Annotated in this window: 20 protein-coding genes; 12 read left to right on the forward strand and 8 right to left on the reverse strand. The window is 72.4% G+C overall.

What is annotated here, in order from left to right:
* Nucleotides 1-173: 173 nt before the first annotated feature.
* Nucleotides 174-1,334, reverse strand: coding sequence for an L-rhamnose isomerase (gene rhaI / locus ACWGKT_RS01000; protein ID WP_453271921.1), 1,161 nt, complete (start codon nt 1,332-1,334; stop codon nt 174-176).
* A 272-nt stretch (nt 1,335-1,606) separates the two neighbouring features.
* On the opposite strand from rhaI, the gene ACWGKT_RS01005 reads away from it, so the two are divergent.
* The 8 genes from ACWGKT_RS01005 (at nt 1,607) to ACWGKT_RS01040 (ending at nt 11,067) form a co-directional block, all read left to right on the forward strand.
* Entirely contained in the window at nt 1,607-3,124 is a 1,518-nt protein-coding gene (locus ACWGKT_RS01005) for a sugar ABC transporter ATP-binding protein (RefSeq protein ID WP_453271922.1), read from the forward strand.
* Nucleotides 3,121-4,209 (forward strand): ABC transporter permease, encoded by a 1,089-nt coding sequence (locus tag ACWGKT_RS01010; protein WP_356144750.1) that lies wholly within the window; start codon nt 3,121-3,123, stop codon nt 4,207-4,209. Before ACWGKT_RS01005 ends, ACWGKT_RS01010 begins: the two co-directional genes overlap by 4 nt.
* Before the next feature lie 47 nt (nt 4,210-4,256).
* Nucleotides 4,257-5,231: an ABC transporter permease gene (locus ACWGKT_RS01015; RefSeq protein WP_453271923.1), complete on the forward strand. Its 975-nt coding sequence runs from the start codon at nt 4,257-4,259 to the stop codon at nt 5,229-5,231.
* Nucleotides 5,232-5,315: 84 nt separating this feature from the next.
* On the forward strand, nt 5,316-6,395 hold the full coding sequence (rhaS, locus tag ACWGKT_RS01020; RefSeq protein WP_453271924.1) for a rhamnose ABC transporter substrate-binding protein: 1,080 nt from the start codon (nt 5,316-5,318) through the stop codon (nt 6,393-6,395).
* A gap of 194 nt (nt 6,396-6,589) precedes the next feature.
* A complete protein-coding gene (locus ACWGKT_RS01025; protein WP_453271925.1) occupies nt 6,590-7,615 on the forward strand; it encodes a LacI family DNA-binding transcriptional regulator in 1,026 nt (341 codons plus the stop codon).
* Between the two features lie 204 nt (nt 7,616-7,819).
* Entirely contained in the window at nt 7,820-9,121 is a 1,302-nt protein-coding gene (locus tag ACWGKT_RS01030) for an alpha/beta fold hydrolase (protein WP_453271926.1), read from the forward strand.
* A 140-nt stretch (nt 9,122-9,261) separates the two neighbouring features.
* Nucleotides 9,262-10,155, forward strand: coding sequence for an RNA polymerase sigma factor SigJ (gene sigJ / locus ACWGKT_RS01035; protein WP_356144759.1), 894 nt, complete (start codon nt 9,262-9,264; stop codon nt 10,153-10,155).
* Between the two features lie 81 nt (nt 10,156-10,236).
* Nucleotides 10,237-11,067 carry a pentapeptide repeat-containing protein gene (locus tag ACWGKT_RS01040; protein ID WP_453271927.1) on the forward strand — a complete coding sequence of 277 codons (831 nt, stop codon included), beginning with the start codon at nt 10,237-10,239 and terminating at the stop codon, nt 11,065-11,067.
* Here ACWGKT_RS01040 and ACWGKT_RS01045 read toward each other — a convergent pair.
* Nucleotides 11,029-12,582 (reverse strand): cytochrome P450, encoded by a 1,554-nt coding sequence (locus tag ACWGKT_RS01045; protein WP_453271928.1) that lies wholly within the window; start codon nt 12,580-12,582, stop codon nt 11,029-11,031. The genes ACWGKT_RS01040 and ACWGKT_RS01045 overlap by 39 nt on opposite strands.
* Nucleotides 12,583-12,690: 108 nt before the next feature.
* On the opposite strand from ACWGKT_RS01045, the gene ACWGKT_RS01050 reads away from it, so the two are divergent.
* Both ACWGKT_RS01050 and ACWGKT_RS01055 read left to right on the forward strand, forming a co-directional pair.
* On the forward strand, nt 12,691-13,296 hold the full coding sequence (locus ACWGKT_RS01050; protein WP_453271929.1) for a TetR/AcrR family transcriptional regulator: 606 nt from the start codon (nt 12,691-12,693) through the stop codon (nt 13,294-13,296).
* Between the two features lie 100 nt (nt 13,297-13,396).
* Entirely contained in the window at nt 13,397-14,164 is a 768-nt protein-coding gene (locus tag ACWGKT_RS01055) for a DUF2470 domain-containing protein (protein WP_453271930.1), read from the forward strand.
* Here ACWGKT_RS01055 and ACWGKT_RS01060 read toward each other — a convergent pair.
* From ACWGKT_RS01060 to ACWGKT_RS01075, 4 genes are all read right to left on the reverse strand, one after another.
* A complete protein-coding gene (locus ACWGKT_RS01060) occupies nt 14,132-15,355 on the reverse strand; it encodes a lactonase family protein (protein ID WP_453271931.1) in 1,224 nt (407 codons plus the stop codon). The genes ACWGKT_RS01055 and ACWGKT_RS01060 overlap by 33 nt on opposite strands.
* A 125-nt stretch (nt 15,356-15,480) precedes the next feature.
* Complete coding sequence (locus ACWGKT_RS01065; protein ID WP_453271932.1) at nt 15,481-16,545, reverse strand: hypothetical protein; 1,065 nt, start codon at nt 16,543-16,545, stop codon at nt 15,481-15,483.
* Between the two features lie 45 nt (nt 16,546-16,590).
* Nucleotides 16,591-17,844 carry an FUSC family protein gene (locus ACWGKT_RS01070; RefSeq protein ID WP_453271933.1) on the reverse strand — a complete coding sequence of 418 codons (1,254 nt, stop codon included), beginning with the start codon at nt 17,842-17,844 and terminating at the stop codon, nt 16,591-16,593.
* A gap of 98 nt (nt 17,845-17,942) precedes the next feature.
* A complete protein-coding gene (locus ACWGKT_RS01075; RefSeq protein WP_453271934.1) occupies nt 17,943-18,437 on the reverse strand; it encodes an FBP domain-containing protein in 495 nt (164 codons plus the stop codon).
* A gap of 237 nt (nt 18,438-18,674) precedes the next feature.
* Here ACWGKT_RS01075 and ACWGKT_RS01080 point away from each other — a divergent pair, with 237 nt between their 5' ends.
* Both ACWGKT_RS01080 and ACWGKT_RS01085 read left to right on the forward strand, forming a co-directional pair.
* Nucleotides 18,675-19,967 carry an ROK family protein gene (locus ACWGKT_RS01080; protein WP_453271935.1) on the forward strand — a complete coding sequence of 431 codons (1,293 nt, stop codon included), beginning with the start codon at nt 18,675-18,677 and terminating at the stop codon, nt 19,965-19,967.
* 69 nt (nt 19,968-20,036) lie between these two features.
* On the forward strand, nt 20,037-20,270 hold the full coding sequence (locus ACWGKT_RS01085) for a hypothetical protein (RefSeq protein ID WP_453271936.1): 234 nt from the start codon (nt 20,037-20,039) through the stop codon (nt 20,268-20,270).
* 82 nt (nt 20,271-20,352) lie between these two features.
* Here the strand turns inward: ACWGKT_RS01085 and ACWGKT_RS01090 are convergent, their stop codons facing one another.
* Together ACWGKT_RS01090 and ACWGKT_RS01095 are read right to left on the reverse strand one after the other, a co-directional pair.
* Complete coding sequence (locus ACWGKT_RS01090; RefSeq protein WP_453272087.1) at nt 20,353-21,372, reverse strand: SDR family oxidoreductase; 1,020 nt, start codon at nt 21,370-21,372, stop codon at nt 20,353-20,355.
* Between the two features lie 34 nt (nt 21,373-21,406).
* A complete protein-coding gene (locus ACWGKT_RS01095) occupies nt 21,407-22,243 on the reverse strand; it encodes a DUF2182 domain-containing protein (protein ID WP_453271937.1) in 837 nt (278 codons plus the stop codon).
* Between the last annotated feature and the right edge of the window lie 67 nt (nt 22,244-22,310).

Consider the following 22,310-nt stretch of genomic DNA (forward strand, 5'->3'; position numbering starts at 1 on the left):
AACTTCCCGTCCTTTGCGGAAGACAGTGGTGAAGTGCCCCGAGGGGCGCGGGGCTGTATCAATGCGCGGCTCAGCCGCGATGGGGTCCCCCTGTTCGAGCGAAGCCGAGAACGTGGGGGAGCGATCGACCACCCACGACCCGCGGCCCGCAACGATCGGATCCCGGCGGACGCTCACGCTCCCCAGCCGGCCTGCTGACCACCGACCCGCTCGGCGACCGTCTTCTCGGCCCACCCCGACCGGGCGTACGCGGCCACGGGGTCGGGATCCAGCCCCGATTCCCGCCGCACCTCGGCCAGCAGCGGCCGCACGTCCGTGTTGTAGGCGTCCATCAGTACCGCGTTGGCCCCTAGCACGTCCCCCGACCGCTGCGCCTCGGCCAACGCCGCCCGGTCGACCAGCAGGGCCTTGGCGGTGGCCTCCTGCACGTTCATCACGGACCGGATGATCGCCGGGATCTTGGCCTCGATGTTGTGGCACTGGTCGAGCATGAACGCCACCTCGGAGGTGAACCCGCCGCCACGCGCGACCTCGTACATGATCCGGAACAGCTGGAACGGGTCGGCCGCCCCCACCATCAGGTCGTCGTCGGCGTAGAACCGCGAGTTGAAGTCGAACCCCCCGAGCTTCTCCTCCCGCAGCAGCGTCGCCACGATGAACTCGATGTTCGTCCCCGGCGCGTGGTGCCCCGTGTCCACCACGACGCGCGCCTTCGGCCCCAGCTTCAGACAGTGCGCGTACGCCGTGCCCCAGTCCGGGACGTCCGTCGTGTAGAAGGCCGGCTCGAAGAACTTGTACTCCAGCAGCATCCGCTGACCGTCACCGAGCCGCTCGTACACCTCGGCGAGCCCCTCGGCCAGCCGGTCCTGCCGGGACCGTACGTCGTCCTGCCCGGGGTAGTTCGTGCCGTCCGCGAACCACAGCTTCAGATCGCGCGAACCGGTCGCGTCCATGATGTCGACGCACTCCAGCAGGTGACCGACGGCCTTGCGGCGCACCGCCACGTCCGGATGGCAGATGCTGCCGAGCCGGTAGTCGTCGTCCTGGAACGTGTTGGAGTTGATCGTGCCGAGCCGCACCCCCCGCTCCTCGGCGTACGCGGCAAGCGCCGGGTAGTCGTCCACGGTGTCCCAGGGGATGTGCAGCGCCACGGTCGGCGCGACGCCGGTGAACTCCTGCACCTTGGCCGCGTCCGCCACCTTCTCCCGCGGTGTGCGGGGCACACCGGGCTGGGCGAACACCTTGAAGCGCGTCCCCGAGTTCCCGTACGCCCACGACGGCGTCTCGATCCTCTGGGTCTTCAGCGCGGCCTTCACCGCGGCGAGGTCGGTCACTTCGGGCTCCTGTGACATCGGGTCGGAAAGGCTTCCCTACGACAATCATGTGAAACGATTCAGAACGGGAAGCTATGAGCCCTCTTCGGACGTGTCAAGACCCCCGTCCCGACCCGCTCTCCCCGACTCGGGTGCGACCTTACGGTCTCGAAGATTTTCGAGCGGGACCCATTGACGCGACCTGTCCGGGGTGCCTACCGTCCCGGCCATCCGGTTGAAACCTTTCATGACGCCGTGAGGTCCGATCCGCCGGCGTCGTCGAGGAGCCCTCCATGACCCACCCGTCCGACACGGGACCGGCCCCGGTGCTGGCGCTGCGGGACGTCACCAAGTCCTTCGGCGCCGTGCGCGCCCTGCGCGGCGTCCGTCTGGAGCTGTTCCCCGGCGAGGTGCACGCCCTCGCCGGGGAGAACGGCGCGGGCAAGTCGACGCTGATCAAGACCCTCGCCGGAGTCCACCGGCCGGACGCCGGCCAGGTGCTGCTCGACGGCGAGCCGGTCGCCTTCCACGGTCCCGGCGACGCCCGCGACGCCGGAATCGCCGTCATCTACCAGGAGCCCACTCTCTTTCCCGACCTGTCGATCGCCGAGAACATCTTCATGGGGCGCCGGCCTCGGCGGACCTTCGGCCGCATCGACCACAGGGCCACCCGCGAGGCCACGGCCGACCTGATGCGACGGCTCGGCGTCGCCCTCGATCCCGACCGGCCCGCGCGCGGCCTGTCCATCGCCGACCAGCAGATCGTCGAGATCGCCAAGGCGCTCTCCTTCGACGCCCGCGTCCTGATCATGGACGAGCCGACCGCCGCGCTGACCGGCAGCGAGGTGGCCCGCCTCTTCGGCGTCGTACGGACCCTGCGTGACCAGGGCGCGGCGGTGCTGTTCATCTCGCACCGCCTGGAGGAGCTCTTCGCGATCTGCGGGCGGGTCACCACCCTGCGCGACGGGGCCTGGATCGCCACCGAACCGCTGGACGGCATGACCGAGGACGACCTCGTGCGCCGCATGGTCGGCCGCGACCTCGACGAGCTCTACCCCAAGCAGGACGTGACGCCCGGCGAAGTCGCCCTGAGCGTGCGGCGGCTGACCCGCGAGGGCGTCTTCACCGACGTCTCCTTCGAGGTGCGGCGCGGCGAGATCGTCGGCCTCGCCGGGCTGGTGGGCGCGGGCCGCACCGAGGTGGCACGCGCCGTCTTCGGCATCGACCGGTGGGACGCCGGCGAGGTCGAGGTCGAGGGCCGCGGGCTGACCAACGGGGCGCCCTCCGTCGCCATGGCCGCCGGGCTGGCCCTCGTGCCCGAGGACCGCCGCGCCCAGGGCCTGGTGATGGACATGTCCATCGAGCGCAACATCGGCCTGACCGGACTCCGTACGACCGTGAAGGCCGGGTTCGTGGACCGCGGCGCCGAGCGCAGCCGGTCCCTCGACTGGGCCGTACGGCTCCGGGTGAAGTACGCGCGGATCGCCGACGCCGTCTCCACCCTCTCCGGCGGCAACCAGCAGAAGGTCGTCCTCGCCAAGTGGCTGGCCACCGGCCCGAAGGTGCTGATCGTCGACGAGCCCACCCGGGGCATCGACGTCGGGACCAAGGCCGAGGTCCACCGGCTGCTGTCCGAACTGGCGGCCGACGGTGTGGCCGTCCTGATGATCTCCTCCGACCTGCCCGAGATCCTCGGCATGGCCGACCGCGTGCTCGTGATGCACGAGGGCCGGCTCAGCGCCGAGATCCCCCGCTCCGAAGCCACCGAGGAAACCGTGATGGCCGCAGCCACGGGGAGGGCCGCCGCATGACGGTGACGACCCCGAGCCGGACCCCCCTCGTCGACGCACCGAAGTCCAGCGGCACCCGGCTGGTCGACCGCGTGTTCCGGATGCGCGAACTCGCCATCCTGGCCGTCCTCCTGGTGATGATCGCCGTCACCCAGGCCGGCAACAGCGAGTTCCTGTCCGAGCAGGGCATCAAGGACCTGCTGCTCAACGCGACCATCCTGGTACTGGTCGCCACCGGCCAGTCCCTGGTCGTGATCACCCGCAACGTCGACCTGTCGGTCGGCTCGACGCTCGGCATCAGCGCCTTCGCCGCGGGGACCTGTCTGCAGGGCGGCGGCAACGCGGTCGTGGCGCTCGCCCTGGCGGTCCTGCTCGGCGTCGGCTTCGGGCTGCTCAACGGGCTGCTGGTCAGTCTCGGCCAGGTGCCCGCCCTCGTCGTCACGCTCGGTACCCTCTACATCGTCCGGGGCGTCGACTCGATCTGGGTCGGCTCCCGGCAGATCACGGCGGCCGATCTCCCGGGCGGATTCGTCGACTTCGGCTCCGGCGGGATCCTCGCGGTGCCGTGGCTCGCCCTGATCGCCCTCGCCGTCCTGGTGGCGACGGCGTACTACCTCAAGCACTACGCCGGCGGGCGTGAGTTGTACGCGCTCGGCTCCAACCCGGAGGCCGCCCGGCTCGCCGGAATCCCGGTCCGCCGGCGGATCCTGCTCGCGTACACGTTCTGCGGCGGCCTCGCCGGTCTCGCGGGCGCCCTGTACCTGGCCCGGTTCGGCAACGTGGACTCCGGCACCGGCAGCGGCTACGAACTCACCGTCGTCAGCGCGGTGGTGGTCGGCGGCGTCGTCTTCACCGGCGGGTCCGGCAGCGTCTACGGCGCCGCCCTCGGTGCCCTGCTGCTGACGTCGGTCAACAGCGTGCTGCCCGCCCTCGGCGTCAGTTCCGTGTGGGTGCTCGCCATCAACGGGGTGCTGCTCCTGCTCGCCATCGCGGTCGACCGGATCGTCGCGCTCAGGGTGGCGACCGCCCTGAAGAAGAAGTCGGCCACCGTACGGCCGGCCACCGCCGCAGCGGCCTCCGTCGAGTCCGCCCCGAAGAAGCCCTGAGAAGCACTGAGAAGCCCTGAGAAGCCCTGAGAAGGGGGACACCCGCCATGTCCGAGTCGCTGAGCCGTGCCGTCCGCTGGGACACGGTGGTCGGCGCGCTGCTGATCGTCCTGCTCCTGCTGTCCTTCTCCTTCGTCGACGGCTTCGGCAACGCCCTCAACCTGTCGTTCCTGATCGGCAACACCCTGCCCATCGCGCTGATCGCCCTGCCGATGACCCTGCTCGTCGTCGCCGGTGAGATCGACCTGTCGGTGGCCTCCACGGCCGGACTGTCCGGCGCGGTGATGGGCCGGCTGTGGAACGAGGGAATGGCCATCGAGACGATCATCCCGCTGTGCCTGCTGCTCGGAGTGGTGTGCGGGCTGGTCAACGGTCTGCTGGTGACCCGGCTCGGGCTGCCGTCCCTCGCCGTCACCATCGGCACCCTCGCCGCCTACCGGGGCATCGCCCAGATCGTCCTCGGCTCGAACGCGGTGACCGACTTCCCCGCCCAGTACCTGGACTTCGCCGCCGGACGCCTCGGCGACACCTTCCTTCCGCAGGCCTTCCTGCCCTTCCTCGTGCTGCTCGCGATCGCCGTCGTCGCCCTGCACGCCACCCCGTTCGGGCGCTCGCTGTTCGCCATCGGCGCCAACGAGGAGGCCGCGCGCTTCGCCGGGATCCGCGTCAAACGGCACAAGCTGATCCTGTTCACGGTGACCGGCCTGCTGGCCTCCCTCACCGGCGTCTTCTGGGCCCTGCACTACGCCAGCGCCCGCTACGACAACGCCACCGGCCTCGAACTCTCCGTCGTCGCGGCCGTGTTGCTCGGCGGCATCGACTTCGACGGCGGCCGGGGCACGCTGGGCGGCGCCGTCGCCGGGGTGTTCCTGCTCGGCGCGGCGCAGAACGTGATGAGCCTGTCGAACGTCTCCGCGCAGTCGCAGATCGTCGTCACCGGCGTGCTGCTCGTCGTCTCCGTGCTCGGCCCCAGGGTCGCGCGGCAGATCGCCGTGGCGAGGGCGGCACGCTCCGCCGGCTAGGCCGTACGACAGCCCCGCGCCCCCCAAGGGCGCGTCCACTCGCCTCCCTTCACAGCCCTTCACCTCCCCGCAAAGGATCCGAAGATGCGCACGTCATCCCTCCGCCGTACCTGCGGGGCCCTCGTCGCCGTCACCTCTCTCGCGCTCGCCGCCACCGCCTGCGGCGGCACCACCAAGAACGACGTCAAGGACGACGGCGCCGCCGCCTCCTCGGCCGGCAAGGCGAACCCGGACGCGGCCCTCAAAAAGGGCCTGACCGTCGGTTTCCTGCCCAAGCAGGTCAACAACCCGTACTTCACCTCCGCCGACAAGGGCGGCGAGCAGGCCCTGACCGAACTGGGCTCGAAGTACAAGGAGGTGGGCCCGTCCAGCGCCACCGACACCGCCGGCCAGGTGAGTTACGTCAATACCCTCACCCAGCAGCAGGTCGACGCGATGGCCGTGTCCGCGCAGGACCCCGGCGCCCTGTGCACGGCGCTCAAGCAGGCCATGAAGAACGGCATCAAGGTCGTCACCTACGACTCCGACACCACCGCCGGCTGCCGCAACGCCTTCGTCTCGCAGGCGAGCGCCGAGGACCTGGGCCGTACCGAGGTGCGGCTGCTGGCCGAACAGATCGGCTACAAGGGCGAGATCGCGATCCTGTCCGCCGCGCAGACCGCGACCAACCAGAACACCTGGATCGGTTTCATGAAGGAGGAGTTGAAGGACCCGAAGTACAAGGACGTCAAGCTGGTCGAGGTCGCGTACGGCAACGACGACGCCCAGCAGTCCTTCCAGCAGACCCAGGGCCTGCTCCAGGAGTACCCCAACCTGAAGGGGATCATCTCCCCGACCACCGTCGGCATCAAGGCGGCCGCCCAGTACCTGTCAGGCTCCAAGTACAAGGGCAAGGTCCGGCTGACGGGCCTCGGCACCCCCAACGACATGCGCAAGTACGTCAAGAACGGCACCGTCGACGCCTTCGAGCTGTGGGACCCGGCCAAGCTCGGCGACCTGGCCGCCCGCGCCGCCGTCGCCCTGGTCTCCGGGCGGATCACCGGCAAGGAGGGCGAGACGTTCACGGCAGGCTCCACCACGTACACCCTCGGCAAGGACGGCGTGATCAACCTCGGCAGGCCGACCGTCTTCGACGCCAAGAACATCGACCGGTACAACTTCTGACCGGCGGCTTCCTCCAGATCCCGCTGCCGCTGAACTCCAGCCGGCGCACCAAGCCGATCCTGGACCGGTACGTCTCCGTCGGCGCCGTGTGTCGTGGGCTTCGCGCCGGTCGACCGACCCGTCTGTTGTGCGACGGGATGGCGGTAATGTGAAGGCCGTCCCGCCGCCCTCGTTCACCTGGAGGTCTCTGCCCGATGGCCCAGTCGGTGGGTATCAAGGACGTCGCCCGTGCCGCCGGAGTCTCGGTGGGCACCGTGTCGAACGTCATCAACCGTCCGGACTCGGTGGCCTCCGAGACCCGCGCCCGCGTGCAGTCCGCCATCGACCGGCTCGGCTACGTCCGCAGCGAGTCGGCCCGGCAGCTGCGGGCGGGCCGCAGCCGGATCGTGGGCCTGCTCGTCCTCGACATGGGCAACCCCTTCTTCGTCGACGTGGCGCGCGGCGCCGAGCGGGCCGCCCGGGAGGCCGGGCTCGGCGTGATGGTCTGCAACAGCGCGCAGAGCGCCGGTGAGGAGGCGGAGTACCTGTCGCTCTTCGCCGAGCAGCGGGTGCGCGGCGTGCTGGTCACCCCGGCCGACGCCACCGGGCGCAACATCGAGGCGTTCCGCCGGCACGGCATCCCCTTCGTACTGGTCGACCGCGTCGCCGAGGGCACCAGCGAGTGCTCGGTCTCCGTCGACGACGTCGCGGGCGGCGCCCTGGCCGTGCGACACCTGGTGGACGCCGGGCACCGCTCCCTCGCCTATGTGAGCGGTCCGCCCGGCTTCAACCAGGTCCGGGACCGCCGCACCGGCGCGCTGAACGCCCTAGCCGAGGCCGGACTCGGCCCCGACGCCCTGCGCGAGCTGCCCACGGAACGTCTCGACGTGGCCGCGGGGCGGGACGCCGGCGCCCGCCTGCTCGGTCTCGCCGACCGGCCCACCGCCGTCTTCTGCGCCAACGACCTGCTCGCCCTCGGCCTGCTCCAGGCGATGTACGCGGCCGGCGTGAACGTCCCCGAGGACCTCGCCATCGTCGGCTACGACGACATCGAGTTCGCGGCCGCCGCCGCCGTCCCGCTCACCTCCGTACGGCAGCCCGCCGTCACGATGGGCGCCCTCGCCGCCGAGCTGCTGCTGGAGGAGACCGAGGCGCAGAACGGATCCGGGACGCACGAGCACCGGCGGGTGGTGCTCCAACCGGAGTTGGTGGTCCGCCGCTCCAGCCTCGCCGCGCGCTGACACCCCGGCCGCGCCACTCGCCGAACCGCCGTGCGCCTCTCCCACCGTTCGTGTCTCCCGGCGTGCGCCGATGCGCGCCCCGCGCCCGCCCGGTGGGCCTGCGCTGATCCGGTATTCAGTAAGAATCCATGATCCCGGGTCTCGGACCGCGGACGGACATGTGCTGAACTGGGACGCGACCATCCGTCCGTCCCGGGAGAATCGTTGAGCCTCAGCTACCGCCAGCCCGGCGTCGTCCTCACCGACCGCCACTTCACCGTGCCCCTGGACCACGCCGACCCCGGCGGTGAGACGATCGAGCTGTACGCACGCGAGGTCGTCGCCGGTGACAAGGCGCACCAGGACCTGCCGTGGCTGGTGTACCTGCAGGGCGGCCCCGGCTACGGGGCGAACCGTTTCATCGGCAGGCAGGCCTGGCTCGACCGCGCCCTGCGGGAGTACCGCGTCCTGCTCCTCGACCAGCGCGGCACCGGCCACTCCACGCCCGCCAACCGGCAGACGCTCGCGCTGCGCGGCGGCCCCGCCGAGCAGGCCGACTACCTCACGCACTTCCGCGCCGACTCGATCGTCCGCGACTGCGAGCTGATCCGCGCCCGGCTGACCGACGGCGCCCCCTGGACCGTTCTCGGCCAGAGCTTCGGCGGCTACTGCACGGTGACCTATCTGTCCCTGGCCCCGGAGGGCCTGAGCACCGCCGTGATCACCGGCGGCCTGCCCTCCCTGGACGCCCATGCCGAGGACATCTACCGCGCCGCCTACCCGCGCATCGAACGCAAGGTCGCCGCGCACTACCTGCGCTACCCGCAGGACGTCGAGCGGGTCCGCCGCGTCGCCGACCACCTCCTGAGCCACGACGTGGTCCTGCCGAACGGCTACCGCCTCACCGTCGAGGCCTTCCAGTCCCTCGGGCTCATGCTGGGCTACGGCGACGGCAGCCACCGCCTGCACTACCTCCTGGAGGACGCGTTCGTCCGCACCTCGGCGGGCACGGAACTGTCCGACGCGTTCCAGGAGGAGGTCCAGGGCCTGCTCTCGCACGCCTCGCGCCCGCTGTTCGCCCTCGTCCACGAGTCGATCTACGGCCAGGACGCCCGCCCCACCGCCTGGGCGGCCGACCGGGTCCGCGCCGAGTTCCCGCAGTTCGACGCGGCCAAGGCCATTGCGGGCGACGCGCCGGTGCTGTTCACCGGCGAGACCATCCACCCCTGGATGTTCGACTGCGACCCCGCGCTGCGGCCCCTGCGCGAGACCGCCGACCTGCTCGCCGCCCGCACCGACTGGCGGCCCCTGTACGACCCGGCCCGCCTCGCCGCCAACGAGGTCCCGGTGGCCGCCGCCGTCTACCACGACGACATGTACGTCGACACGGCCCACTCGCTGCGGACCGCCCACGCGATCCGGGGCCTGCGCACCTGGGTCACCGACGAGTTCGAGCACGACGGCCTGCGGGTCGGCGCGCCCCGCGTCCTGGACCGCCTGCTGGCGCTCACCCGCAACGAGGTGTGACAGCGCCGAGATGACGCGGTGATGACGCGGTGATGACGCGGGGACGACGCGGGGGAGGGCTCGGGGACGGCGTGGTGACGACGTACCGAGGATGGCGGAAAAGGGATCGCGGCGGGGGCGCGGCGACATAGTCTGCGCCCATGACCAACCCGGACATCCTCGCGGACCGCTTCGAGGAACACCGCGGACATCTGCGCGCGGTGGCCTACCGCATGCTCGGCTCCCTCGCCGAGGCGGACGACGCCGTGCAGGAGGCCTGGCTGAAGCTGAGCCGTACCGACGCCGACGAGATCCAGAACCTCGGCGGCTGGCTGACCACCGCCGTGGGGCGGGTCTGCCTCGACATACTGCGCTCGCGCACCGCGCGCCGCGAGGAGCCGATGGACGACACGTTCGTCCCCGACCCGGTGGTCCGGCCCCTGTCGCGGATCGACCCCGAACAGGAGGTCCTCGAAGCCGACTCGGTCGGTCTGGCCCTGCTCGTGGTGCTGGAGACGCTGGAGCCCGCCGAGCGGCTGGCGTTCGTCCTGCACGACATGTTCGCCGTGCCCTTCGACGACATCGCCCCGATCGTGGAGCGCACCTCGGCCGCCACCCGGCAGCTGGCCAGCCGCGCCCGCCGCCGGGTGCAGGGAGCCACCCCGTCCGCCGACCGCGACCTGGGCCGCCAGCGCGAGGTGGTCGACGCCTTCCTGGCCGCCTCCCGGGGCGGCGACTTCGAGGCACTGGTCGCCCTGCTCCACCCGGACGTCGTGCTGCGCGCCGACGCGGGCGCCCTGGTGCGCGGGGCGGCCGCGTCCAAGCTCGTGCACGGGGCCAAGGCGGTGGCCGAACAGGCAGCCATGTTCGCGCAGTTCGCGGGTTCCGCGCGGCTCGTCCTGGTCAACGGCTCGATCGGCCTGGTCACCGCTCCCGACGACCGGCCCCTGTCGGTCACCGCCGTCACCGTCGCCGACGGAAGGATCACCGGAATGTACATCCTGGCCGACCCCGAGCGCCTGGCCCGCCTCGAACTACCCGCCCTGGAGCACTGACACCGGCCGCTCGTGGGTGGGGTCTCCGTTGAGGTCGTACGGGAAGTCGAGAGGGTTCCGCAGGTCAGTAGGCTGGACGGCATGCCAGATCAGATAGCCGGCCGGCCGGAACTGCGGGGTGACTGCGCGAGCTGCTTCGGGCTGTGCTGCGTGGCCCTGCCGTTCGCCGCCTCGGCCGACTTCGCGCTCGACAAGCCCGCCGGAAAGCCCTGCCCCAACCTTCGGGGCGACCACCGCTGCGGCATCCACGCCGAGCTGCGGCAGAAGGGGTTCACCGGCTGCACGGTCTACGACTGCTTCGGCGCCGGGCAGAAGGTCTCCCAGGTCACCTTCGAGGGGCAGGACTGGCGCACCGGCTCCGCGGAGCACGCGCGGCGCGTGTTCGAGGTGTTCCCGGTGGTACGACAGCTCCACGAAGTGCTCTGGTACCTCACCGAGGCGCTCGGCCTGCCCGCCGCCCGCCCGGTCCACGCCGACCTGCGCGCCGCGGCGGAGAAGACGGAACGGCTCACCCGGCAGACCCCGCAGGAACTGGCCGCGCTGGACGTGGCCGCCCACCGTCAGGAGGTCAACGTCCTTCTGCTGCGCACCAGCGAGCTGGCGCGGGCCGGGGTGCGGGGGAAGAAGAAGGACCGCCGCGGCGCCGATCTCATGGGCGCCCGCCTCAGAGGTGCCGACCTGCGGGGTGTCAGCCTGCGCGGCGCCTATCTCATCGCGGCCGACCTGACCGGGGCGGATCTGCGCGGCGCGGATCTGATCGGCGCCGACCTGCGCGACGCCGACCTCACCGACGCGGACCTGACCGGCGCGTTCTTCCTGACCCAGCCGCAGCTCGCCGCGGCCCGGGGCAGCGACGGTACCCGGCTGCCGGACTCAGTCACCCGTCCCGTGCACTGGGCAGCGCGGCGCTGAGGCGGGGGCGTCCGGGACGGTCACCGGAGCGCCGGGGTCGGCGGACACGGCCGGCGTCGGCGCGGTCCGCCGTTCCAGGTGCAGACGCAGCCCCTCCGGCATCAGCGTCAGCCGCTCGGTCACCCGCAACCGGTAACCTGGGTCGGCCCGCAGCTCGTAGCGCCGCAGCAGCAGACCCAGCACCAGCGTCGCCTCGTGCAGCGCGAACTGCCGGCCGATGCAGGCCCTGGCCCCCGTACCGAACGGCTTGAAGGTGTGCGGGGCCCGCCCCCGTACGGCCTTGGCGTCGAACCGGTCCGGATCGAACCGCTCGGCGTCCGCCCCCCACACCTCGGGGTCGCGGTGCAGCATCGGCGTCAGCACCAGCGTCCACGCGCCGCGCCGCATCGGGTGGTCCCCGGCCAGCACCGTGTCCTGCCGTGCCTCGCGGGCGAAGGCGGGCGCGGTCGGCCACAGCCGCAGCGACTCGTCCAGCACCCGGCGCACGTAGCGCAGTTTGGCGACCTGGTCGTAGTCCGGCTCCGGTGTGTCGCCCCAGACCCGGTCCACCTCGGCGCGGGCCCGCGCCGCCGTCTCCGGGTGCTGGGACAGGTAGTGCAGCGCGAAGGACAGCGCGCCGGAGGTGGTCTCGTGACCGGCGACCAGGAAGGTGATCACCTGGCGCCGGACGTTCTCCGGCGACAGCCGCTCCCCGGTCTCGGGATGGGCCGTCTCCAGCATCCGGTCGAGCAGGTCCCCCTCCCCGCCGCCGGAGTGGCGCCGGGCGCGCACGAGGTCGTCGACCGTGCGGTTGAGGTGGGCGATATCGGCGTCGTTGCGCCGCGAGGCCCGGCGCAACAGCAGCGGGGCCAGTGGCGCGGGCACGGTGTTGAGGCGCTGCGCGTAGGTGAGGGTGCCCACCATCGCCGTCACGAAGGGATGCAGCCGATCCCGCTCGAACGACCCGAAGTCGTGCCCGAACCCGGTGCGGGCGATCGTCTCCAGGGTCAGCTTGGTCATGTCGCCGGGCACGTCCACGGCACGCCCGGCCGCCCCTTGCCGGTCCCAGTGGTCGGTCAGCCGTCCGGCCACGGCCAGCATCATCGGGTGGTAGCCGGCCATGGCGTCGCGGCTGAAGGCCGGCGCCAGAACGTCGTGCGCCAGCTGCCAGTTGGGCTCGTGGTTGTACGCCGTGAACAGCCCGTCCCCGGCGACCGGGCGGAGGTTGGCGATCCCGAGACCGACGTGCTTGGCGAACCGGGACTCGTCCGCCAGGTCGGCCGCGAGCCGGGCGCCCCACACGAACACGAACTCGTTCCCGAACGCCTTGCGCCGGAAGACGGGGCCGAGCATGCGGGCGAAGCGCAGCGAGTCCTGCACGGGCGTGCGCCGGTCGACGCCTAGCACGTCGCCGAGCAGGGGGATCCGGTGAGGCGGATGCGGGATGCGGTGCAGTTCGGGCCAGCCCCGCTCGGCGCTGCGGAAGCCCCTGGGCAGCTCGTCGCCGCCCGCCCCCGTGGTCTCCGTCTCCGCCATGACGCGATCTCCCTTGATGCACCGGCAGGTTGAGCGTGTTGTACGTGGGTTCAATAACGCGGCTCAGTCTGGTCCCGTTGTTGAACCCGCGTCAAGTAAAGTGCCGACATGGCCGCGAATCCGGGCGAGCGCACCCGCCGCAGACTCAGTACGCAGGAGCGCCGGGAGCAGCTCCTGTCGGTCGGGGCCAAGCTGTTCTCGGAGAGTCCGTACGACGACGTGTGGATCGAGCAGGTCGCCGAGATCGCCGGAGTCTCCCGAGGGCTGCTGTACCACTACTTCCCGACGAAACGGGACTTCTTCGCGGCGGTCGTCGAGCAGGAGAGCGAGCGGATGCTCCGGATGACGGCGGCCGTGCCCGGCGTACCGGTCCGCGAGCAGCTCGCCGCCGGCCTCGACACCTATCTGGCGCACGTCCGCGCCCACGCCCACGGCTATCGCGCCTTCCACCGCGCCGACGCGGCGGGCGACCAGGTCGTGCGCCGCGTCTACCAGCGCGCCCTGGCCGCCCAGGAGCAGCAGATCCTGGCGGCCCTGGCCGCGGACCCGGAGTTCGGCCCGACGCTGGAGAGCCGCCCCGAGGTGCGGCTCGCGGTCAGGGGCTGGCTGGCCTTCACCACGGCCGTGTGCCTGGAGTGGCTGCGCGACTCGGACCTGACGCCGGAGCAGGTCCGGGACCTGTGCGCGCGGGCCCTGCTCGGAGTGATCTCCTGAGCGACACGCTCACCCCACCCCTGACGCGCGACCCGCCCCGTGGTTGGCGCACACCCCGATCTTCGATAGGTTAGGTGAGGCTTGCCTAAGGAGGTTGGGGATGGCTGACAGCCAGGACTGGGCTGCCGTGCCCGGGGTCGCGGAGCGCGCGCGGTCCGTGCTCGCCGCCGCGTGGTCGTGCACGGTAACCGCGGGCGGTGGGCGGGAGGAGTCCGTCGGTGGGCGGGAGGAGTCCGTCGGTGGGCGGGAGGAGTTCGTCGGTGCGCACACCGTGACCGACGACGGCCGGGTGCTGCTGCGCGTGCCCGAGGACAGCGTGCTGCTCGCGGCGGCGATCTGCGCGCCACGCGGGGAGCCGTCCGCCGTGCTGGAGTTCGCCGACGTCGCGCCCGTCCCCGTGCGGCAGCGGGTCCGCGCCCGGCTCCGGATCACCGGCTGGTTCGCCGTCGAGGACGGCCTGCTCGCCTTCCGGGCCACCCGTGTCGTGCTGCGCCGGCCCTCCGGCGCCGAGCTCGTCGACCGCGACGAGTTCACCGCCGCCGCACCCGACCCGCTGGCCCTGGCCGAGGCCGGGCTGCTGACCCACCTCGCCGACGCCCACCCGGACGCCGTCGAGCGCCTCACCCGCCTGGTCGACCCCGACAGCCTGCACGCGGTGACCCGCGTCCAGCCCCTGGCGGTGGACCGGCACGGACTGACACTGCGCATCGAGCGCGCCCGTGCCCACGGCGACGTACGCCTGCCCTTCCACGCGCCGGCCGACACCGTCGCGCAGCTCACCGAGCGCATGTACGTCCTGCTGACCCAGGCGAGCGCCGCCGGCTGCCCCCGGGCGCTACAACGGCAGCGCGCAGACGGCGACCGGTGAGGCGAACGGCTCGCCCGCGAGCCGCAGTTCACCGGTGCCGGCGCCCACCTGGAAGACGCTGACCGTGCCGGAACGCTGGTTCGCCGCGAACAGCAACCGGCCGTCGGGCGAGAAGGCGATCTGCCGCGGGAAGTCCCCGGCCACCGGCACGGTGTCGAGCAGCCGCAGCCGGGCGCCGTCCGCCTCGACGGCGTAGCGCGTGAGGCTGTTGTGGCCGCGGTTGGCGAGATAGGCGTACGAGCCGTTCGCGGTCACCAGGATCTGGGCCGGGTAACTGGTGCCCGAGCCGGTACCCGTGGACTGCGGCTCGCCCACCGTCAGCCGGCCCGTCGACGGGTCGTAGGCGCAGACCGCGACCGTGTTGTCGACCTCGTTGGCCAGGTAGGCGTACCGGCCGCCCGGGTGGAAGGTGAGGTGCCGCGGTCCCGCCCCCGGCCGGGTCGCGGCCCGGGCGACCTCGGTCAGCGTGCCCTTCGCCGGGTCGAGGCGGTAGGTGTACACGGTGTCGGTGCCCAGGTCGACGGCGAGGACGTGACCGCCGTCCGGGCCGGTGACGAACTGATGTGCATGCGGGCCCTGTTGGCCGGGACCGGGCGGCGGACTGGAATGCGTGACCAGGTCGGTGCGTTCGCCGAGGGCGCCCGAGGCGTCGATCGGGTGCACGGCCACGCTGCCGGACCCGTAGTTGGCGCTGAGCAGCCAGCGCCCGGTGGGATGGACCGACAGATGGCAGGGGCCGGCGCCGCCGGTGCTCCGGGTGCCGAGGATCCGCCGGTCGGCCAGGCGGACAGCGGTCACCCCGCCGTCCGCGCGCTCGTCCACCGCGTACAGCGTGCGGCCGTCCGGATGCACGGCGAGATACGACGGGTCGGCCACGCCCTTGAGCGTTCCCGCGCCGGTGATCCGGCCCGTCGCCGGGTCGTACGTGGCCAGGCCGATGCCGGTGCCGCCGCCCTCGGCGGAGGTGTACGTGCCCAGGTAGAGAGGGCGGGGACGGGAGGCCCCGGTCGGGGCCCGGGTCTTCGCGGCGGCCTCGGGCCGGGGCCCGCGCCGACGCCCGGCCGGTGGTTCCGGTTCGCCGAGCGGCGCCGCCGGGGCCGGGACCGTCAGCAGGGCGACGGTCCCGGCCAGGGCTCCGACGAAGCGGCGCCTGCTCATACCGCCGCGCCCCGCGTCCGTACCACTGTCCATGCCCGCACCTCAGGTCGTCGGTTGCCTCGGTTCGTGACAGCCACCATGACGTGGCTAACCGATGGAGGCAAGAACGGCAATGAGTGTTGCGCAGGGTGCAATCGGCGGGGCGCGGGCCGACCGGTCTACCAGTCACCGTCCTCGACCGGCTTGCCCGGAGCGTCCTTCAGCGGCTTCACCTGCCCGGCAGAGGGCTCCTGCCAGGGTTCCAGGTCGTCCCCGAGCCAGTCGCCGACCGGCTCGACCGCCCCGAGGGTGTCGGTGGGGGCCAGGTCCTCGGCGTCCTGGTCGTAGTAGTCGTACCAGGGCAGGCCCGCCCGGGTGTACGCCGCCCGGTCCACCGGCGACGGCGGCGGCTCCTCGCCCGTGATGCGCCGCCACTCCGGAGGCGTCACCAGGTGCACGAACACCCGCCCGGCCGGCTCCTCGGCCCAGTCCTTCAGCCGCCGGTCGTCGCGGTAGACCTCCTGGCGCATGGAACCGCCGACGCCGAGCCCCATCGCCGCGGACATCGCCCGGCGCGCCGGGGCCGCGGGCATCGGGGCCGCTCCCGGAGCCATGGGCGGCGCCGCCGGGGCCGCCTGCGGGGCCATGGCCGGGAGCGCGGCCCCGAACCCTCCGGCCGACCGCGTCCGCTCCCGCTGGGCCTCCTGCTCCCGGCGCCAGGCGGCCAGCGGCTCGTCCCGCAGCGGGAACGACTGGAGCTGTACGCCGCCCCACACCTCCTCGCCCGTGACCTGCCCCTCCACCGTGGCGCCCAGCCCCAGCGGCACGGCCACGAACTGGCGGACCGTGCCCTTGCCCGAGTTGATGCCGTCGAGCCAGGGCTGCCGGGGCAGTACGACGTAGTTCTGCGGCTTGTGGGACAGCCGGCCCGTCCAGCGCTTGCCGGAGACCGCGCACACCTTGCCCACCCCGACCTGCAAAGCGGCCGGTTCCGTGGTGCCCGCGAAGCTCAGCCACATCGCCTCGCGCAGATATACCGGCAGCAGCACGCCGCCGCGCGCCCGCCACTCGTCGGGGACGGTGTCCGGGTAGTCGGCCACCCGCCGGACCGGGAACTCGCCCAGACCCGGCGGCAGCGCGTGCGTGCCCGTCTCGGGCAGCCGCAGCGTGCGCACGAACCGCACCACCACCCCGCCCGGCAGTCGCAGCGTGTTCCCGTCGATCCGTACGGCCGTGTCGGTCATCCGCCCGCTCCCTTCCGTCCCGGGGCCGTGCCTACCGGTCCCCCCTCACAGAGAACGCCCGTCGGCACCGGGGCGGTTCCGGCGCAGCCGCTCCGGTACGCCCAGACGCTCGCGCAGCCGGCTCAGGCGCGGCAGCTTGGCGCGCTGCTCGCCCGAGACCCGGTCCAGCTCCTCCAGCAGGCGACGCGAGCGGTGTTCGGTGTCGAGCTCGTCGAGGAGCCGGTTCACCTCGGTGACGACGGCGCCGTACAACTGCCAGTGCCGGGCGTCGCGCTCGACCTCGTCGCGCAGCGCCAGCGCCAGCTTGTCGCGGGTGCCGGCCGCCGTGTGCAGCTCGGCGGTGAGCCGGGCCTCGGCGGACTCGGCGCTGAGGCTGAGGTCGGTGGTCACCAGCACGGCGAAGCTGACCACGGCGTCGGCGATCTGGGACAGCAACTCCTCGACGACGGCGCCCGCCTCCGGCGGGAAGAGCGGATCGGGGTCGCGGGCCTTGGCCAGGTCGGTGAAGGAGCGGGCCAGCACCCGCAGGACGACCGTGCAGATCTCCAGCGTGTCCAGCCCGGTCCGCAGCACCACCCGGTGCAGCAGGCCCTCCTTGACGCGCGGGTTGAGCCGCAGGCTGTCCTCGGCCTGCCGCAGGGCCGCGTCCACCTCGACGATGTCGTGGTCGAGCCGGCGCGCCTCGTGCAGTCGCGCCGCCGCCTGCTGCCACGGGGTGCGGCCCGCGGCCTCCTCACCCATGCGCAGCATCAACTGCCGTACCCGGCGGGCCAGCCCCTCGATCGACTCACCGGCCTCGTCCACCCACACCGGGGGAGGCAGCAGCACGTTGCAGGCCAGGCCGACCACCGCGCCGATCAGCGTCTCCACCACCCGGGCCCAGGCCGTGTCGCCGACCGTGGTGACCCCGAGCACCAGCATGGCGCTGATCGCCACCTCGGGTACGTACTCGTCGACGCGCACCAGGTGCCCCACGGCCAGCGAGGCCACGATCAGCAGCGCGAGGCTCCACCAGGTCAGCCCCACCAGCAGGCTGAACGCGATGGCGACCAGGACCCCGGCCACCACCGAGTTCACCCGGCGGATGCCGTTGGTGAGCGTCGCGTACAGCGTGACCTGGACGACCAGCAGGGCGGTCAGGGGCGCGGTCAGCGGCGCGGGTTCCGGACTCAGGCGCAGCGCGAGGACGTAGGCGATCGTCGCCGCGGTGGCCGACCGCAGCGTCTGGACGACGATCGGGTCTCGATAGCGCTTCAGGAACCGCGTGGGCACCGTGGCCCACTTTCGTACGTCTGGCATCCCTTGGCCTGTTCCCATTCCTCGGACGGGTCGAACGTACCTTCATTGAGGACGGGGTGTGTCCGCAAGAGGGATGCCTTTCGGACACGCCGGTGTCGTCAGGCGTACAGCTTGTCCAGGAACGCGGCCAGATTGCCCGCCGTCCGGGCTGTCTGCTCCTCGGTCGTGAGGCTCTCCTCGAAGCGCATGCCGGACCGGGGCACCTTCCTGCCTCGTACGTAGAGGGAACAGGCCAGGTCGGTGCACATGTACAGGCCGACCGAGTTGCCCTCGCGGCCGGCCGCGCCGGCCTTGCGGGCGGTCATCAGCGAGACGCCGCCGCCGGGGTGGGTCGTCAGGCACACCGAGCACATGCTGCGGTGCAGAAAGCCCCGCTGGGAGGACGGGAAGCGCAGCGACACGCCGACCGGCCGGCCCTCCCGCTCGGTGACCAGATAGCTTCGGTCAGGAGCGCCGAGATCTCGCCAGCCGAGGAAGTCCAGGTCGTCCCACGGGCGTTCGGCGAGGTCGCGGGGGACCGCCAGGCGCTTGGCCTCGCCCTTGGAACAGTTGACGAACGAGTCACGGACGGCCTGCTCGGTGAGTGGTCTCATGGGGTGTCACGTCTTTCCGGGGAGCGAAAACCTAGGGGGACTAGCTAATTGCCTACTGGCTTTTTGCCCAGCGTAGAGAGCCTCAGGGGAGCGCTCCACCGGTTTTCCGGGTGCCCCGCAGGGCCGTGCGGGGTGCCGTCGCTTAGCTCATAACGTGAACTAAGGGTTGGAGGAATGTCGCGCCAAGCCCGCCCGCGGAGGTATGTTGCAGGTCGGGCAGGGTTCGAAAGGAGCCACATGGCGGGGCGGAACGGGCGCACGGTACGCGACCTCAGGCGAGGCAACCGCATGGCCGTGCTGCAGAGGCTGTACTTCGACGGGCCGCTCAGCCGCTTCGAACTCGGCCCGGCGACCGGCCTGAGCTCCGGCTCGGTCAGCAACGTCGTCGCGGACCTGATCGCCGACGGACTGGTCGAGGAGGCCGGCAGCGTCGACTCCGACGGCGGCCGCCCGCGCACGCTGCTGCGGGTCGCCCCGCACAGCGGGCACATGATCGGCGTCGATGTCGGTGAGACCCGGGTCCGCGTCGAGCTGTTCGACCTCACCCTCACCGAACTGGCCCGCGCCGAACACGCCCTGAGCCAGCAGGGGTACGACGTCGAGGTCATCGTCGGCCACATCCGGGACGGTATCGCCGAGGTCCTCGCGGCCGCCGGGACCGACCCCGGGCGGCTGCTCGGCGTCGGGGTCGGCGTCCCCGGCATCGTCGAGCACACCGAGGACCGGGGTGCCGTGGTGCACGGGCAGACGATCGGCTGGGACGCGGTCCCGCTGGAGGCCCGGCTCCGCTCCGGCTCTCAACTGCCCGACTCCGTCCCGTACTTCATCGACAACGGCGCCAAGACGCTGGGCCAGGCGGAGATGTGGTTCGGCGCGGGCCGTGGCGCCCGCAACGCGGTCGTGGTGCTGTTCGGCTCCGGCGTCGGCGCCTGTCTCGTCACCCCCGAGGTGGAGCACGGGCGCGCCGTCGAGTGGGGTCATCTGACGGTACGGGTCCGGGGGCGGCGCTGCCGCTGCGGCGCGCTCGGCTGTCTGGAGGCCTACGCGGGCGCGGAGTCCCTGCTCGCCCGCTGGGCCGAGGAGGGCGGGCGCCCGCCTCAGGGCACGGACGAGGAGACCGCGCTCACCGCGATGCTGGCCGCCGCCTACCCGGCCGGGGACACCGCCGCCGACCCGGTCGCGCTGTCCGTCCTGGAGGAGACCGCCGAATACCTCGGCGCCGGCCTCTCCGACCTGATCAACCTCTTCCAGCCCGAGCGGATCCTGATCGGCGGCTGGGCCGGACTCCAGCTCGGCGCCCGCTTCCTGCCCGCCGTACGTCGCCACGCGACCTCGTACGCGCTGCGCCACCCCGCCGAGAAGGTCACCATCGACCTCGGCAGACTCGGTCCCGACGCGGTCACCGTCGGCGCCGCGATCCTGCCCCTCGCGGACTTCTTCGCCCGCGGCGGCCGTCGCGCCGAGCCGACGGCCGAGGACCGGCTCCCGGCCTGGCGGACGGCACTTGAGGAACGCGCGCCGTACCAGTAGGGAATGCCGTTTCGGCGTCCCCTTCCCGAGGTACTCGTCCTCTTCGAACCGACGCGAGGGGAGTACGCCGTGGCCGATCAGCGCGGGCACGAGTCCGCCGAGGACGGTGGGCCCGTACCGCGGGACCTGCCGGACCAGCAGGCCGACGCCGGCGAGGACCCGTGGGAGGTTTCCCCGGACGCCGCGAGCGTCGGCGGTGACGACGTCCCGGACACCGACGAGGCGGGGACGGGGCGGCGGGGCGCACCACACTCGGGGGCGGTACACCCGGAGCATCCGGTGCCGGACGAACCCTCCGCCTGACGCCCTGACGCCCTGACGCCCTGACGCCCTGACGCCCTGACCGCCCGACCGTCCGCGACAGCCGGCCCGGCGACCCGTGTTCTCAGCCCACCCCGTGCCCGCGCAGGGTGACCGTCTCCGCTCCCGCCCCCTCGTGCGTTCCGCCCAGGAACTCCCGCAGCACGTCCGGCGCGAGGTGCTCCGGCCACCAGCCCAGTTCCGTGTGGGCGCGGGTGCAGTTCATCAGGGGCAGGCGCAGGACCGCGTCGAACAGGTGCGGTGAGGCGGGCAGCAGATGGAGTCCCCAGGCGGCCGCGATCGCCGAGCGCGCCGCCGTGCGCGGCAGCCGCACCGGGCGGCTGCCCAGCATCTCGCCCAGCAGCCCGGCGTCGACCGGCGGTTCGGCCGCCAGGTTGAAGGCCCCGCGCACCGGCGCGTGCAGGGCGAGGAAGTACGCCTTGGCCGCGTCGTCGGTGTGCAGCGCCTGGACCCGCAGACCGGGGATGTCCGGCAGGAAGGGCAGCAGCTCGGGGCGGGTCAGCGTGCCCGGCAGGAAGCGGCCGCCGAAGATCCGGCGCTGCTCGCTCGCCGACTCCCGTTTGAAGAGGAAGGCCGGACGCATGCGCACCACCCGCATCGCGGGGTGATCGCGCTCGAAGCTGTCGAGGGCCCGCTCCAGATAGGCCTTCTCCCGGCAGTACGCGGCGTCCGGCCAGCCGTGCGTCGGCCACGACTCGTCCACCGCGTGATCCTTCGGCCCCGGCGAGTACGCGCCGACCGACGACGCGTGCACCAGGAGGGGCACGCGCGCCCGCGCCGCCGCCTCGAACACCCGGATGCTGCCGAGGACGTTGGTCCGCCAGGTCGCCGCCGGATCGTGTGTCGGCTGGAACGCCCAGGCCAGATGCACCACGGCGGCCGCGCCCGTGAACTCCCGGGCCGGGTCGACCCCTTCCGAGGCCAGGTTGACCGAGGCCCACTCGGTCTTCGGCGGCGCCTCCTCGGGAACCCGGCGGGCCAGCCCCAGCACCGACCCGGTCCGCGGATCCTCGGAGAGCAGCCGCAGCAGGCTCGTCCCCACATGGCCGGTGGCACCCGTGACGACGACGCGGGCGCTGCCCATCGCGCTGCTCACCTCGCGCTCCTCTCGGCGGTGGTCACATGCCGGTCATGGCCGGCATCGGGCTCTGCAGTCCCGGCAACAGCACCGGGTGGAACGGTGCCAGCGCGGCGAGCACGAGGAACAGCACGCCCACGGCCCGGGCGAGCAGGGGACCCCACGGCGCCAGTTTCTCCAGGAAGATCACCACCGTCAGGCCGGCCATCGCGCCCAGGTTCATCACACCCAGCGGGATCAGGACCGCCATCAGACCGGCGCAGCAGCCCACGCAGTACGTCCCGTGGCGCACTCCCACCCGCAGGTCGCGCACCGGCGGACGCGAGCGTTCGCGGCGGATCAGGTGGCCCATCGGGGCGCGGCAGTGCCGCAGGCAGAGGGTCTTGAGCGGGGCGAGCTGATAGAGGCCGGCGAGCAGATAGACGGCGGACGCGATCCAGCGGGCCGCGTCCGGACGGTAGTCCAGCAGGGAATCGGTGAGGGCCAGGCCGACGTAGGCGAGCAGCCCGAACGCCGTCCAGGCCAGCAGATAGCCGCATACGAACACCAGGGTCCGCGCCGTTCGCGCCCAGTCGCCGCAGCAACGGCCGATCGCCCGCGCCCAGGTGAGGGCCACCGGCGTCGCCGACGGCAGCATCATGCCGGCCGTCATCGTCAGCCACAGCAGCAGGAACAGCGGCAGCGCCAGCCCCATGGTGCCCGGACCGGTGCCCATGCCCTCGGCCTGTCCGACGGTCAGCACCCAGGCGATCACCGTGATCAGCGCGATCAGAAACCAGGTCGGCGCGAGCCCGCGCCGCGGGAGCAGACCCCCGGTCGGTCCGGGCGGCGCGGCCGACGACGGACGGATGAGGGATGCGAGCCAAGGATGGTGCATGGGCCCTCCAGGGGACAGTTCCAGCACACCACCGCACCGCACGCGTCGCCACCGGGCCTTGACGACG

The sequence above is a fragment of the Streptomyces sp. NPDC054794 genome (assembly GCF_053611585.1).

What these genes read in the sequence shown, in the direction of transcription:
- ACWGKT_RS01065 (WP_453271932.1), bottom strand. Translation starts at nt 16,545, where the DNA reads ATGACCGACACGGCCGTACGGATCGACGGGAACACGCTGCGACTGCCG.
- ACWGKT_RS01005 (WP_453271922.1), top strand. Translation starts at nt 1,607, where the DNA reads ATGACCCACCCGTCCGACACGGGACCGGCCCCGGTGCTGGCGCTGCGG.
- ACWGKT_RS01010 (WP_356144750.1), top strand. Translation starts at nt 3,121, where the DNA reads ATGACGGTGACGACCCCGAGCCGGACCCCCCTCGTCGACGCACCGAAG.
- ACWGKT_RS01075 (WP_453271934.1), bottom strand. Translation starts at nt 18,437, where the DNA reads ATGAGACCACTCACCGAGCAGGCCGTCCGTGACTCGTTCGTCAACTGT.
- ACWGKT_RS01060 (WP_453271931.1), bottom strand. Translation starts at nt 15,355, where the DNA reads ATGGACAGTGGTACGGACGCGGGGCGCGGCGGTATGAGCAGGCGCCGC.
- ACWGKT_RS01045 (WP_453271928.1), bottom strand. Translation starts at nt 12,582, where the DNA reads ATGGCGGAGACGGAGACCACGGGGGCGGGCGGCGACGAGCTGCCCAGG.
- ACWGKT_RS01025 (WP_453271925.1), top strand. Translation starts at nt 6,590, where the DNA reads ATGGCCCAGTCGGTGGGTATCAAGGACGTCGCCCGTGCCGCCGGAGTC.
- sigJ (WP_356144759.1), top strand. Translation starts at nt 9,262, where the DNA reads ATGACCAACCCGGACATCCTCGCGGACCGCTTCGAGGAACACCGCGGA.
- ACWGKT_RS01015 (WP_453271923.1), top strand. Translation starts at nt 4,257, where the DNA reads ATGTCCGAGTCGCTGAGCCGTGCCGTCCGCTGGGACACGGTGGTCGGC.
- ACWGKT_RS01070 (WP_453271933.1), bottom strand. Translation starts at nt 17,844, where the DNA reads ATGCCAGACGTACGAAAGTGGGCCACGGTGCCCACGCGGTTCCTGAAG.
- ACWGKT_RS01040 (WP_453271927.1), top strand. Translation starts at nt 10,237, where the DNA reads ATGCCAGATCAGATAGCCGGCCGGCCGGAACTGCGGGGTGACTGCGCG.
- ACWGKT_RS01080 (WP_453271935.1), top strand. Translation starts at nt 18,675, where the DNA reads ATGGCGGGGCGGAACGGGCGCACGGTACGCGACCTCAGGCGAGGCAAC.
- ACWGKT_RS01055 (WP_453271930.1), top strand. Translation starts at nt 13,397, where the DNA reads ATGGCTGACAGCCAGGACTGGGCTGCCGTGCCCGGGGTCGCGGAGCGC.
- ACWGKT_RS01095 (WP_453271937.1), bottom strand. Translation starts at nt 22,243, where the DNA reads ATGCACCATCCTTGGCTCGCATCCCTCATCCGTCCGTCGTCGGCCGCG.
- rhaS (WP_453271924.1), top strand. Translation starts at nt 5,316, where the DNA reads ATGCGCACGTCATCCCTCCGCCGTACCTGCGGGGCCCTCGTCGCCGTC.
- ACWGKT_RS01090 (WP_453272087.1), bottom strand. Translation starts at nt 21,372, where the DNA reads ATGGGCAGCGCCCGCGTCGTCGTCACGGGTGCCACCGGCCATGTGGGG.
- ACWGKT_RS01050 (WP_453271929.1), top strand. Translation starts at nt 12,691, where the DNA reads ATGGCCGCGAATCCGGGCGAGCGCACCCGCCGCAGACTCAGTACGCAG.